The following is a 13163-nucleotide window of genomic DNA, read 5'->3' as shown; positions in this document are numbered from 1 at the left end:
GATTTCAGTCGATTGGAGAGATCGCCGGAACCAGAGCTGCAGTCAACTGAATCAAAGTCTCAACGCCTTGATTCAATATCTCAGCGTCAATGCGCCGGGCAGGATCTCGAAGGTCGCCGGTATGCGACCCGGCGATTCGCCGTCTATGTCGATCAGCGCGGCGTTCTTTTGCACATCGCCGAGCGGCTCGACAACCACTTTCTTGCCGCGCAGGATGGTGATCGCCGGATGGTTGCGGTGCCGCCCGCCATAGAGCAGGCGGATGTCCCAGATCAGCTTCAGCTTGCCGGCGGCGCGCAGGATGACGATGTCGAACTCGCCGTCGTTAAGCTCGGCGTCGGGCGCAATCATCATGCCGCCGCCGAAGAATTTCCCGTTGGCCACCGCCACCAGCGCCATTCGCGCCTCGACCGGGGCACCGTCGTCGATGGTGATCGCAACGTCCTGGAAGCGGTAGCGAAGGAATTCCCAGACCGTGCGCCAGTAGAACAGCGCCTTGGCCGAAACCTTGCCCTTGCGCTTGTCGGCGTTGACCGCGCGGTCGGTAGCGCCGGAAAGCCCGAGGCTGGCGATGTTGATGAAATGGCGGCTGGCCAGCGCGCCGTGGTCGTCGACATAGCTGATGCAGCCGGCATCGACCTTGCGCGGCTTGGCCTCGGCAATCCGCTTCAGCGTCAGATCGACATTGTTCGACAGGCCGAGCCCGCGGGCGAAGTCGATGCCGGTGCCGCAAGGCAGCAGCCCAAGTTCGGCCGTCCGGCCGCTTTCCCGGAAAGCCTTCAGCAGCCCGTCGGCAACCTCGCTGGCGGTGCCGTCGCCGCCGGCCGCGATCACCAGCTCGAAGCCGATGGCGGCAAGGTCGAGCGCCAGCCGTTCGGCATCCCCCTCGGCCTGCGTTTCACGCAGCTCGAAATCGCCGAAATGTCTTTTCAGCGAAGCCGCAACCTCGGGCCAATGCCGCTTGAGCCTGCCGCCGCCGGCGATCGGATTGAGAACCACCGCGACCTTCAAGCCCGCCTCCCCAAGGCCATCGAACACGCCTTCCACTCATTTGCCGGCATTGAAGCCCGCGCCGGGCCGCGGGGCAAGATCGAATGTCTGACAATGCGGCTTCGGCATCGAGGCGGCAAATCCCGGCTGGCGGCGGCAGAGATTGGAAAGTCGCTATTTTGGCAGGGTCAGTCCCCGATAATCCCGCTATCCACAGGCATGCGGCAGTTCCGCCAAACGCTTATCCGACGTACGTTAAAACCCATCTCAGGCGGCTACCGATCGCCACGCCGAAAGGCAAAGCGGAACGGCGGATTTCCTGAGGCCCGTACGGCCCTGAACGAGAACAGGCTTGCTTGTTGGAGGGATGGACGCCGAGACCTACGGGGCCGCGGAAAGCGTGCGAACGCCGACGGCGGACCGATGCTGCCATGAAGGACGGCAAAAACCTTCGATGGCGCGCTGGGCAAAGCTCGCAAGAGTGGAGACCGGCGTGGTCCGGAACGGACGCTGCCTTCGGGCGGCGACTGGCAGGACCGTCAAAATCAAGGCCGGCATGGCGCGACATCTTTCGGGAGTTGCTGCCGCGACCGTGTCCTGATCTGACAGGGAGGCGCTGGGAGAAATCCCGGCGCCGACTGTCTTTGTGGCCCCGCCTGACGATTTTGCCGGCGACGCTTCACGCTGCGCCAAAATCAGCTACTATCCATTTGTCGTCGGGGGCCGTTTAAAGGGGCTGACGGCAGGGGGACATTTCATGACGCTCATCCAGAGGCTTGCCGTTGCCTATGCTTTCCTGTTCTTCGGCGTTGTTGCCATCGGCTATGTGCCGGCCTTCAACGATGCCGGCGGCAATCTGTTCGGCCTGTTCTCGCTGCAATGGTATGATGATTTGCTGCACGCCTTCTCCGGCGTCTGGGCGCTGGCCGCCGCTTTCATCTCGCACCGCCAGGCGGTGTTCTATTTCAAGCTGTTCGGCTCGGTCTATCTGTTCGACGGCGTGCTCGGCCTGGTCACCGGTTCCGGCTGCCTCGATGGCGGCATCTTCATCAACGGCTTCCGCTCCCTGAACGACATCGAATTCCCGGCCCGCTTCTTCGCCAACCTGCCGCACATCGTCATCGGCGGCTTCGCCGTCTACGTCGGGTTCTGGCTGTCGAAACGTGTGTACGACCATTTCGCCACGGCCTGACCAGCCATGTTCCTGTTCCGCTGGCTGAAGCGCATCATCAAGGCGATCCTCTGGCTCGTCGTCATTGTCGTGTTGATCCCGATCGCCGGGCTGGCCTACGGCTTTCTCACCACGCCGTCGCTGGACACAACACCATTGCCGGGCATCGCCGAGGGTGCTCCGCCAAAGGCGCTGGCCGACAAGGTCCGTGCCGAGATCCCCGGCTACCAACGGCCGGAGGAATCGACCTTTCTCACCTATCCGGAATGGGCCATCGTCTACGCCGCCCGCGAATATGCCGGCTTTGTCGACAAGAACCAGCCGAGCGGTTTTCCCTATCTCTCCTATATCGGCCGCTTCTGGCAGGACTATGCGATGGTCATCCGCGCCAGCTCCACCTACAAGTTCAACCTCGACAACCACCAGATGCTGGTGGTCATCGGCACCAGCCACACGATCGAGCACGCCATCCAGTGGGCCTATGAAAATACGATCGGCCGCGTCACCGAAGCGACAGCCGGCAAGCGCACCGCCGTCGACATCTACCAGGCCAAGGTCGCGGCCGATTATGCCGGTTTTCTCGACCAGGTGCCGTGGTACCAGTTTCCCTATGCCGAAAAACGTGCCGGCCTGTTAGCCGTCCAGCCGGCGCCGGACGACAGCGCCTTCCGTACCGGCGAACGCAAGCTCGCCTTCGGCCTCGCCGACACGATCAAGCAGGGCTACGCCGATCTGATCAAGTCGGCGCTCGCCGCCACCACCGACCCGGCCCTGCTCGACATTCATGTCTGGGCCAAGGGTCCGGTCGGGGAAGTGACGCGCAACGAACCCGACACCTTGCTGGAGCGCGATCTCGGCGCCGACGGCACGGTCTTCGTCACCAGGCGCTATCAGGTGTTCACCGACATGATCCCGCGCCTGATCGACAAGGGCGTCTCCTTCGTCGAGATCGGCGGCAATGACGAGATCATGGTCACCATGCTTTCCAATGACGAGATCAATGTTCCCGAAGGTGCACGCACCTTGTTCAGCTACCCGCTTCCGGCGGAACCTTCGACGCGCCGCACCGGGCTGACTGTCGCCGTGCGCAAGCTGCACATCGTGCTGCCGGCGCTGATGACGGCGGGCGCCAGGCTCGAGCATGTCTACGATTACTGAGGCCTTTCGGTCACAGCCGGCCTCGGCAAGACGTTGCGTGATGCTCCGCCACGCTCATTCCACAATCGCGGCCAAATCCCGCCTTGTTCCGCAACGATTGATGATGCCGTAGACACGTTGTCTTGCGCACATGTGCCAGGCAACTCGGAGGGACAAGACCGTGATCAAGACCGCCCTTGTCGCCATGACCATCGTCGGCTGCGACTGCGACGCCAGGCTTTGCGAATATATCGGCGAGACGCCCGCCAAATGGTCGACCATCGCCGAATGCGAAGCGGCGATGAAAAGCCAGATGCTGCACGAGCGCAATTTCGACTATCCGCTGGTCTCCGGCATCTGCCGGACACAGAACTCGTCTTCGTCATCGCAGCTCGCTGTGACCGCTTCCGAGCCTGAATTGACGACGGCCAGCACCGCAGCGACAGACCCGCTGCCACCGGAACTGAGCCATCGGCCCAGTGCTGCGGTCGGAACGCAGGCCACGGCGACGGAAACGGAAGCCGTCCGGCCGGTCGCCTATGAAGCGGCGGTCGATGGCGGCAGCGCCCTGCTCTACCGCACGAAGGCCGGCTACGCCGTAGTCAAGACCGATCTCGGCCGCGCCGCATCGGCAACGATCGGCATCGCCAGGCGTTCGGCGAACTGGCTGGCGGCGAAGCTGCCTGACGGTCTGTAGCCGCCGCTTCAGGCCGTGCCGATCAGTGCCTTGACGGCGCGATAAAAAATCGACGAAAACAGCTCGCCCGGATCGTATTGCAGCTTCTTCGCCAGGAAGGACGGCAGTTCCGGATAGGAGGCAAGCAGTTCCTTGCCTGTGTAGTGGAGCTGGTAGGGCAGGAAAAAACGCCCGCCATGCTTGATCGTCACGTCGATCAGCGCCCTTGTCAGCGCCCGCATCCTGGCATTTCCGTCGGCGTCTGTCGGCTGATTGATGTAGAGCACCAGCGAATAGGCCGGCTCCGGCGCATAATTCAGCGCCACATCCTCCTTGTGGACGATGCGCACCGACGCGTTGAGCACCGGCAGGCTCTGGTTGCGCAGGATCTCGCGCGCTTCCGCGATGAACGGGTTATAGGCCGCCCGCGGGATGAAATACTCGTGCAGGATGTCGGTCTCGTCGAGCAGATCGTTGAACAGATAGGGCACTGAATCGTGCATCGGATTGTTGCGCGTGACGAGGCAGGCCTCGCCCTCGGCCATTGCCGTCGTCCGCGCCACCGTGCAGCTCTCGAATTGCGGCTCCAGCGTCTTTTCGGTGAACCATTTCAGCTCCTGGAACAGGCTGCCCCATTTCGCCAGGTTGATGATCACCCGCTTGAGCCCGACCGAACCCGGTTCACCGATTGCCGGCTGGTCGGCCGGCGGCTGGTCGGCCACCTTGTCATAGCGGTAGACGATCATATCCTCGAGGAAATTGCCCGGCGCAGTCGACAGATGCCCATAAAACAGACCGATCGCCCTGTTTGGCTCCAGCACCTCGGCGAAGAACGTCGGGAAATCGTCCGATTTAATGATCTCGCGCGAGGTCCGGTAGACGGCGTTGTCGACGATGTCGAGCGTCGCCTCCAGCACCACGCCGAACAGGCCGTAGCCGCCGACGACGTGGCGGAACAACTCGGTATTTTCGGCCGGTGAGCAGGTCGTCACGGAACCGTCCGCCAGCATCACCCGCATCGATCGGATCGAGCCGGCGACCGAGCCGGCCTGGTGGTCCATGCCATGCGCGTTGACCGACAGCGAGCCGCCGACCGAAAAGATGTCGGTCGACTGCATCGCCTTCACCGCGAAGCGCGGGTGCAAAAGGTTCTGGATGTCGTGCCAGCGCGCGCCCGGCTGCAAGGTGATCGTCTTCGCCGTCGGGTCGACACTGACCTTGTTGAATTTGCGCATGTCGAGGACCAGCGCGTTGTCGTCGAAGGCGTGGCCGCCCATCGAATGGCGCACCGCCGCGACCGAGACCTTCAGGCTATTGGCGCGGGCAAGGGCCAGCGCGCTCGCGATGTGGTCTTCCTCGCTGACTTCGATAACGCCGTAGACCGGTGTCATCGACAGGCCGCTGGCATCGTTGATGTTGCCGCCCTTGGTCAGCCATGGCAGCGCCGGATCGTAGGCTGGCGGGCCCTCCAGCGGCTTCTGCGCCAGGTCGATCCCGTCAATGTCGGCGATGCGCCCGGAATTCTTCTGCCCCGACGGACCGCGCGCCAGCCGCGCCACGGTCGTCCCGCCCCAGAGCATCGCGCCGCCGACCACCGCCGCACCCAGCAGCAGCCGCCGCGACAGGCGAAACCCCTTGCGTTCCTCGACCATAGCCCCACCCCACTGTCCCAGGAATAGCGCCAGATGGAGACAAAAACCAGTTGCCATCAGACGTTCGGCAAATGATGATCACAGTCGTTCTGGCGAAAGCGTCGAAAGCAGCCGCACCATGAAGCTTGCCGTCCGTGCCACGATTGCCCTGCTACTCGCGTTTGCTCCGGTCTCAGCCGACGCCCAAAGCGGTGAGAAGGGAGTCCTCGGTGTGGCAAGGGACGATCCGGAGATGGCGGCGGCGATTGAGCAGGCCCGCGCCAGCCTGGATGACTTCCTGATCCTGTCCGAGGCGCCGCCGTCCGGAACAGCCACGTTCAAATTGAAGGTAAGGATCGAAGACGGAACCGCGACGGAACATTTCTGGATCATTCCCTTTCACCGAACGGCGAGCGGATTTGCCGGAATTTTAGCAAACGAGCCGCAGGCAGTGCACAACGTCGTCGCCGGCCAGGAGATCGAATTCACCCGGGACGAAATTTCGGACTGGGGATACACCAAGAACGGCCATCAGGTGGGCAGCTTTACCGTCTGTGTGATGCTCAAGAAGATGTCGAAGGAAGACGCGGACTATCTCCGCGACAATTACGGCTTCGACTGCTGATGTCCGAGCGCGAGGCGCTTTAGCCGCTACCCCGCGTCCTCGTCCTGCGCCCCAATCTTGCGCACCAGCGCCGCGGTCGCCAGGATCGTGCCCATGTCGGCGATCATCGGCGCAACATGCTTGACATAGTCGAGCGGCACAGAGATGTCCGGCAGCTCGAAGAAGTTCTTCGTCTGCGGAAGCAGCAGAAAGCCGTCGCTGCCGTTGAGCGCGACGCGTGCCGGTTCCTTCGGCCATGTTTCGCCAAGCCATTCGAGCGCCTGCGCCAGCCGGCCGGTTACCAGCGGCCGCGCCGCCTCGATATTGTCGGTGCGGAACTCGTAGGCGGCATCGAGCTCCGGCACGCCGCTGGATAGTTCCTGCATCTTGCTGCCGAAGATGCCGCGGAAGAAGCCGAGGACTTTGTTGGTCCGGCGCGCGGCCACCAATGTGCCGGGGAACGGCACGATCGTCTCGAAGGCGACGATGACGCCCTTGAATACCACCGTCGTGCTCTTGCCCGTTCCTTCCCGGAGATTTGCCTCGTAAAGCTCGAACGGAAATCCTTCGTACCGGCCGGAAAAAACATCGTCGAAAGACTGCTGGTTGAACGGACCAACCGTCTCGCGCGGCAGCCGGTCGAACGAATTCGGCTTGACGTTGTGCCGGTACTGCATGTCCTCGATGAAGCCGAAGATGATCGGCAACAGCGTGCTGCGGAACGACTGCTGCAATTTGCGCGCTGGCTTGATCGCCTGGAAATAGAGCAGGATCGCAGCCAGGAATCCGCCGATATAGAGGAACACATGCGGGGTCGAGAACCACTGCTCGTTGGGGTCGGCAACGCCGTTGAAGAGCCAGGCCACAAACGCCACGAACACCAGCACCAGCCCGATGAAAAGTGGCACCCGCCAGCGTGTCCGGCGATGGGCCGAAGCTCGTTGCGCCTCATAGGCCTCGATGTTCTTCCTGAGGCCGGCGATCACCGCTTCGTTCGGCATGAAATCCGCAGTTTCCATCACCCACCCGCCGCCACAAGCCTGCCCGCGCTGGGCATGATAGCCGGTTTGGTGGACTGCGTCAGCGCACGGCACCGAAGACCGCATCGAGGCGGGCTAGAACCCTTTGCCTGGATTTTCCCGCCAGCGTTTCAAGCGGGACCAGCCGCTCGTGATCGCCGGCGCGCAACCGCATGAAGGCATGCAGCCGGTAGGCGGCGATGGCCCCGCGCGTGCCGGGATCGTCGCTGATCTCGACGACGAGAATGGCGCCGATGCGGCCGGGCCATGGCTGCCGCGCGAAGGCGGTGCCGATGAAATCGCCGAGCCCATAGGCAACGAGCGTCTTGCCGATCCGCTCGATCGGCTGCACGACATGGGCATGATGTCCGGCGATCAGGCCGACGCCATGTTCGGCCAGAAGTCGCGCCATTGCCCGCGTCTTCGCACGTGGAAAATGCCGGAATTCCCAATCCCAATGCGGCACCGCGCAGAGGAGGTCGACACCCAAAGCGGCAGCGTGCGGCCATTGCGTCGGATCGGCTTGCATCGAGACTCGGCCCGCGAACTGAGCCTCGTCGGTATTGCGCCACAAGGTAAAGGCGGCAAGGCCTATGGTCAGCGAACCAACTGCAAACCGCTCGACCGGAGCCGCAGTGCCGATCGTGCGGATGCCTAATTGCTCCAGCGCGGCGACGGTCTCGTCGAAGCCGGCAATACCCTGGTCGAGCACATGGTTGTTGGCCAGCGACAGCACCAGTTTTTCACGCGAAATGCCGGCGGCGGCCAGCGCCTCAGCAAGGAACCGCTCGCTCATCGCGTGGTGCGTGCCAAGCCTGGTGCCCAAAACAGCGCTCGGCCGCTCCACCACCGGGCTTTCGCAATTGCCGACCACCAGATCGGCCGAGGCAAGCAGTGCCGCAATCGCCGGATCGCAGTCCGGCGCGCGGCGATTGGCCACCGCCGAGATATCGCCGACGAAAGCCAACCGCACCACCCGTGCCGGCGGCGGCTCGATCAGGGTCGCTGCCGCAGGCGCAAAGCCGCGCGCGTCGCCGTCGAGCGAAGGCCGGAGGAAGCGCGGCAGCCACGACAGTTTGTACGAAAGCGGATAGTTCGACACGCGACGCCCAATGGTTTGCCCTGTGTAGACCGTCTGCCGGATTGATTGAAGCTTCGACTGTTAGCATAAATGAAATGATGACCGGCCCGTCCGAAGGTAACAGGCGCCGTGAGCCAAATGCGTGTATGGTTCGTGCGGAGCGACAAAGAGGGGCGACCAAGATGACGCGTTTTTTCAGGCTGATGGCAGGCGCCATCGTTCTTGTCCTGCCGCTGTCCTCAGCCGGCGCCGCGGCTCCCGAACCGGCGGCCCTGTTCGAGGCAAAAACCGTGACTGAGCGCGACAGCGCTCTTGCCGCTCTGGAAGCCGCCGCGCCAGGCGATCCGGCAGCCGCCTATGCCGCCGGCGCCGGCGAATTCTTCACAGCGCTGGAGATCCTGGCCGGCGGTCTGCACCGCCACGGTTTCGACAGCCCGCAATCCTTCATGCTGCCGCTGATGCGGCTGCCGGTGCCGGACAATGCCAATCCCGAGCCGCTGACCTACGAACAATTCCGCGCCATTCTCGTCGCCTTCCGCGACCGGCTGGAGAAATCCGCAGCCACGCTGAGTTCGGTACCCGCCGACGCGGACATCGGCATGGTCATCGACCTCACCCGCCTCGGCATCGACCTCAACGAGGACGGTACGATCGCGCCGGACGAAAGCGCCGCGGCGATCATGGCGTCTCTGTCACGCGGCGGCGGTGCGCCAGACGCGGCCGCACCCGCCCTCATCTTCCGCTTCGACCGCGCCGACGGCTATTGGCTGCAGGGCTATGCCGAGTTCCTGATGGCGCAGGCCGACTTCTGGTTGGCGCATGACTTCAGCAACACCTTCGACGGTTCGTTCCATATGCTGTTCCCGCGCGCCAAACTACCGCTGCAGGACACGCTCGTTCCGCCGGACGGCGGCATGAGCGGCGGCATTCTGTCGTCCGAATGGCGCATCGCCGATTTCATCTCGCTGGTCCATCTCATCAACTGGCAAGTGGTCGAGCCGGAGCGCCGGCAAGCGGCACGCCGCCATCTCATGGAAATGATCCGGCTGTCGCGCGAGGACTGGAAAGCCATCCGCGCCGAAACCGACAATGACCGCGAATGGCTGCCTGGGCCGCAGCAGAAAGGCGCCAGCCCGCTGACCGGTCTCGAAGTTGGTGAGCAGCAGATACAGGCCTGGCTCGCCGCCCTGGCCATGGCCGAGGATCTGCTGGAGGGACGCACCTTGCTGCCGCATTTCCGCATCGCCGACAAAGGCATCAACATGAAGCGCTTCTTTGATGAGCCAAAAACCTTCGACCTGGTGCTGTCGATCACCGGCCCGGCCATCGCGCCCTATCTCGAGCGCGGGAAGATTCTCACCAGCGAGGAGTTCAACCAGATCCAGCGCCAGTTCGGCGGCGCCGGGTTTCTGACGTTCGCGCTTTGGTTTAATTGAGCGGGAAACGTGGAGGGTGCTCCTGACACCCTTCTGTCAGCAGCTGGATTGCGCCTCGCGCCACCCGCCACTCCGCTCTTTCCATTTTGGCCGATACCTCCCATATTCGGGCCATGGCCAGACTGTCCGACAAGAAAACGCCTCCGCCGGCGAATGACGAGCGCGCTTCGCCGCCCAAGCGGCGCAGTCCGCTGACCGATTTCCTCGATGCGTCGGAGCCCTTGTACAAGGGCGGCTTTGCCGAGGCGCCGCAGGCCGAGTTCACCGGCGCGCCGCTGACCGGCTCGATCGCCGACTGGGCCGAGCAGATAGAGCAGGAAGCCGAGAAGGAAGGGCGCGTTTCCGGCAAAGACGGCGGCAAATCGCCGAAGCCGGCGAAGAAAATCCCCGAGCGCTCCTCTTCCCCCGGCCGTACGGCACGCGGCACCTCGATGGGCGGCGCGGCTTCGGCGCGGGAGCGCACTGCGGCCGGTCTCAACCCTGTCGCCGGCCTCGATGTCTCACTGGAAGAGGCCGAGACAATGGCCTCGGGCGGCGTCACCGCCACCGTCGCGGCGCTGTCGGCGCTGATCGAATCCGGCAATCCGTTGCATAAGGACGGCGTGCTGTGGACGCCGCACCGTCCCGCCCGGCCGGAAAAATCCGAAGGCGGCATCGCCATCAAGATGGTCTCGGATTTCGAGCCCGCCGGCGACCAGCCGACCGCGATCAAGGATCTCGTCGAGGGCGTCAACAGCAACGACCGCACCCAGGTTCTGCTCGGCGTCACCGGCTCGGGCAAGACCTTTACCATGGCCAAGGTGATCGAAGAGACGCAGCGCCCCGCTCTGATCCTGGCGCCCAACAAGACGCTTGCCGCGCAGCTCTATTCCGAGTTCAAGAAATTCTTCCCGGAAAACGCCGTCGAGTATTTCGTCAGCTACTACGACTATTACCAGCCTGAGGCCTATGTGCCCCGGACCGACACCTACATCGAGAAGGAATCCTCGATCAACGAGCAGATCGACCGCATGCGCCATTCGGCGACGCGCTCGCTGCTCGAGCGCGACGACGTCATCATCGTCGCCTCGGTGTCCTGCATCTACGGTATCGGCTCGGTCGAGACCTATACGGCGATGACCTTCCAGATGCAGATCGGCGACCGGCTCGACCAGCGCGCGCTGCTCGCCGACCTCGTCGCCCAGCAATACAAGCGCCAAGACATCAATTTCGTCCGCGGCTCGTTCCGGGTGCGAGGCGACACGATCGAGATCTTCCCGGCTCACCTCGAGGACCGCGCCTGGCGCATCTCGCTGTTCGGCGACGAGATCGAGGCGATCACCGAATTCGACCCGCTGACCGGCCAGAAGACCGGCGAGTTGAAGAGCGTCAAGATCTACGCCAATTCGCACTATGTGACGCCGCGTCCGACCCTCAATCAGGCCATCAAGTCGATCAAGGAAGAACTCAAGCACCGGCTGGTCGAACTGGAACGGGCGGGTCGGTTGCTCGAGGCGCAGCGGCTTGAGCAGCGCACCCGCTTCGACCTGGAGATGCTGGAAGCGACGGGCTCCTGCGCCGGCATCGAGAATTACTCGCGCTATCTGACCGGCCGCCAGCCGGGCGATCCGCCGCCGACCTTGTTCGAATACATCCCCGACAATGCGTTGGTCTTTGTCGACGAAAGTCACGTCACCATACCGCAGATCGGCGGCATGTATCGCGGCGACTTTCGCCGCAAGGCGACGCTGGCCGAGTATGGGTTCCGCCTGCCGTCCTGCATGGACAACCGGCCGCTGCGCTTCGAGGAGTGGGACGCCATGCGCCCGCTTTCCGTTGCGGTTTCGGCAACGCCCGGCGGTTGGGAGATGGAGCAGTCCGGCGGTGTCTTCGCCGAACAGGTCATCCGCCCGACCGGCCTGATCGATCCGCCGGTCGAGGTGCGCCCGGCCAAGACGCAGGTCGACGATGTCGTGGGCGAAATCCGCGAGACCACCAGGGCCGGCTACCGCACGCTGGTCACCGTGCTGACCAAACGCATGGCCGAGGACCTGACCGAGTATCTGCACGAGCAGGGCATTCGCGTGCGCTACATGCACTCAGACATCGACACGCTGGAGCGTATCGAGATCCTGCGCGACCTGCGCCTCGGCGCCTTCGACGTGCTGGTCGGCATCAACCTGCTGCGCGAAGGCCTCGACATTCCCGAATGCGGCTTCGTCGCCATTCTCGACGCCGACAAGGAAGGCTTCCTGCGCTCCGAGACATCGCTGATCCAGACCATCGGCCGTGCCGCCAGAAACGTCGACGGCAAGGTCATCCTCTACGCCGACCAGATCACCGGCTCGATGGAGCGGGCGATGGCCGAGACCAATCGCCGTCGCGAAAAGCAGATGGAGTGGAACGCGGCCAACGGCATCACCCCGGAATCGGTCAAGTCGCGCATTTCGGACATCCTGGACTCGGTCTACGAAAAAGATCATGTCCGCGCCGATATCTCGCAGTTCACCGACAGCGCCGGCGCGATGATGGGCAACAATCTGAAGGCGCATCTCGACGCGATGGACAAGCAGATGCGCGACGCCGCCGCCAACCTCGACTTTGAGAAGGCGGCCCGCATCCGCGACGAGATCAAGCGGCTGCGCGAGATGGAGCTGTCCATCTCCGACGATCCGCTGGCCAAATATGCCGACATGGAAAGCCCGGTCTCGGGCCGCGAAAAGGGCAAGCACAACAAGGGCCGTGCCATACACCGCGCGGTCGACGACGACGGCAAGGGTCTCTTCCGCAAGCCCGCGCTCAACGAGATGGGGGCCGACGGTGCCGTGCCGGTCAAGAAACCGCTCTTCGCAAAACCCTCGCTCGACGCCATGGGACCCGGCACCGACATGCCGACCCCTGCCGGCGCAGTGTCGCGTTCGCTGTTCAAGAAGCAGTCGGCAGAAGAGGCGCACGGCTCCGATTTCGGCATCCCCGGCGAGCCGATCAAACCGCTGTTCAAGAAGAATTCGCTCGACGAGATGACGGTGCGGCGCACGGAAAAGCCAGTCGAGGGAAAAGTGCCGGCCAAGCCGCAGCCGATCTCCCCCCAAGTGGGGGAGATGCCCGGCAGGGCAGAGGGGGGCGCGAAGGAACGCGACGATTCCGCCAAACCTGTTGCCCGCCAGCGCGCCGGCATCGGCTCCTACGAAGACCCCGCCGACGCCCGCCGTGAAAAGCGCCGGCCCGGCAAGACGGGTCGGCCGGGACGGTAGCGAGCTTCCCTTCTCCCCTTGTGGGAGAAGGTGGATCGGCGCGCAGCGCCGAGACGGTTGAGGGGTGCTGGACGGATCGCCGTCGGTGCCAAGCTGGAGCACCCCTCATCCGACCGCTTCGCGGCCACCTTCTCCCACAAGTGGAGAAGGGGGAGCCTAGCCACTTGCCATCGGCCCTACCCTTG

10 protein-coding genes are annotated in these 13163 nt (G+C 63.7%); 6 read left to right on the top strand and 4 right to left on the bottom strand.

Features of this window, described 5'->3' with window-relative positions:
- Positions 1 to 72: 72 nt before the first annotated feature.
- Entirely contained in the window at positions 73 to 1011 is a 939-nt protein-coding gene (locus NKI16_RS20660) for a diacylglycerol/lipid kinase family protein (RefSeq protein WP_023678389.1), read from the bottom strand.
- Between the two features lie 736 nt (positions 1012 to 1747).
- Here NKI16_RS20660 and NKI16_RS20655 point away from each other — a divergent pair.
- The 3 genes from NKI16_RS20655 (at position 1748) to NKI16_RS20645 (ending at position 3995) form a co-directional block, all read left to right on the top strand.
- The gene (locus NKI16_RS20655) at positions 1748 to 2182 is read left to right on the top strand and encodes a DUF4383 domain-containing protein (protein WP_023678391.1); all 435 of its coding nucleotides are present in this window, start codon (positions 1748 to 1750) and stop codon (positions 2180 to 2182) included.
- A 6-nt stretch (positions 2183 to 2188) separates the two neighbouring features.
- Positions 2189 to 3319 carry a hypothetical protein gene (locus NKI16_RS20650; protein ID WP_023678392.1) on the top strand — a complete coding sequence of 377 codons (1131 nt, stop codon included), beginning with the start codon at positions 2189 to 2191 and terminating at the stop codon, positions 3317 to 3319.
- Between the two features lie 160 nt (positions 3320 to 3479).
- Positions 3480 to 3995, top strand: coding sequence for a hypothetical protein (locus NKI16_RS20645; RefSeq protein WP_023678393.1), 516 nt, complete (start codon positions 3480 to 3482; stop codon positions 3993 to 3995).
- Between the two features lie 8 nt (positions 3996 to 4003).
- Here the strand turns inward: NKI16_RS20645 and NKI16_RS20640 are convergent, their stop codons facing one another.
- The gene (locus tag NKI16_RS20640; protein ID WP_352623106.1) at positions 4004 to 5683 is read right to left on the bottom strand and encodes an FAD-binding oxidoreductase; all 1680 of its coding nucleotides are present in this window, start codon (positions 5681 to 5683) and stop codon (positions 4004 to 4006) included.
- 61 nt (positions 5684 to 5744) lie between these two features.
- Between NKI16_RS20640 and NKI16_RS20635 the strand changes: the two genes are divergently transcribed.
- A complete protein-coding gene (locus NKI16_RS20635; RefSeq protein WP_023678395.1) occupies positions 5745 to 6230 on the top strand; it encodes a YegJ family protein in 486 nt (161 codons plus the stop codon).
- A gap of 26 nt (positions 6231 to 6256) precedes the next feature.
- Here the strand turns inward: NKI16_RS20635 and NKI16_RS20630 are convergent, their stop codons facing one another.
- Together NKI16_RS20630 and NKI16_RS20625 are read right to left on the bottom strand one after the other, a co-directional pair.
- Positions 6257 to 7228, bottom strand: a complete 972-nt coding sequence (locus tag NKI16_RS20630; RefSeq protein WP_352623105.1) for a hypothetical protein — start codon at positions 7226 to 7228, stop codon at positions 6257 to 6259.
- 61 nt (positions 7229 to 7289) lie between these two features.
- Positions 7290 to 8330 (bottom strand): CapA family protein, encoded by a 1041-nt coding sequence (locus NKI16_RS20625; protein ID WP_352623104.1) that lies wholly within the window; start codon positions 8328 to 8330, stop codon positions 7290 to 7292.
- Positions 8331 to 8491: 161 nt separating this feature from the next.
- Between NKI16_RS20625 and NKI16_RS20620 the strand changes: the two genes are divergently transcribed.
- The gene (locus tag NKI16_RS20620) at positions 8492 to 9745 is read left to right on the top strand and encodes a hypothetical protein (RefSeq protein ID WP_352623103.1); all 1254 of its coding nucleotides are present in this window, start codon (positions 8492 to 8494) and stop codon (positions 9743 to 9745) included.
- A 113-nt stretch (positions 9746 to 9858) separates the two neighbouring features.
- Positions 9859 to 12978: an excinuclease ABC subunit UvrB gene (gene uvrB / locus NKI16_RS20615; RefSeq protein ID WP_023678399.1), complete on the top strand. Its 3120-nt coding sequence runs from the start codon at positions 9859 to 9861 to the stop codon at positions 12976 to 12978.
- Positions 12979 to 13163: the final 185 nt, after the last annotated feature.

It is taken from the genome of Mesorhizobium sp. M0698, assembly GCF_040320455.1.
Taxonomy (GTDB): Bacteria; Pseudomonadota; Alphaproteobacteria; order Rhizobiales; family Rhizobiaceae; genus Mesorhizobium.
The sequence above is the reverse complement of the archived record's forward strand: the minus strand, read 5'-3'. Positions and strand labels throughout refer to the sequence as shown.

Excerpts from the sequence above, each read along its gene's own strand:
- NKI16_RS20650 (WP_023678392.1), top strand. The coding sequence starts at position 2,189 with ATGTTCCTGTTCCGCTGGCTGAAGCGCATCATCAAGGCGATCCTCTGG.
- NKI16_RS20635 (WP_023678395.1), top strand. The coding sequence starts at position 5,745 with ATGAAGCTTGCCGTCCGTGCCACGATTGCCCTGCTACTCGCGTTTGCT.
- NKI16_RS20630 (WP_352623105.1), bottom strand. The coding sequence starts at position 7,228 with ATGGAAACTGCGGATTTCATGCCGAACGAAGCGGTGATCGCCGGCCTC.
- uvrB (WP_023678399.1), top strand. The coding sequence starts at position 9,859 with ATGGCCAGACTGTCCGACAAGAAAACGCCTCCGCCGGCGAATGACGAG.
- NKI16_RS20640 (WP_352623106.1), bottom strand. The coding sequence starts at position 5,683 with ATGGCAACTGGTTTTTGTCTCCATCTGGCGCTATTCCTGGGACAGTGG.
- NKI16_RS20620 (WP_352623103.1), top strand. The coding sequence starts at position 8,492 with ATGACGCGTTTTTTCAGGCTGATGGCAGGCGCCATCGTTCTTGTCCTG.
- NKI16_RS20655 (WP_023678391.1), top strand. The coding sequence starts at position 1,748 with ATGACGCTCATCCAGAGGCTTGCCGTTGCCTATGCTTTCCTGTTCTTC.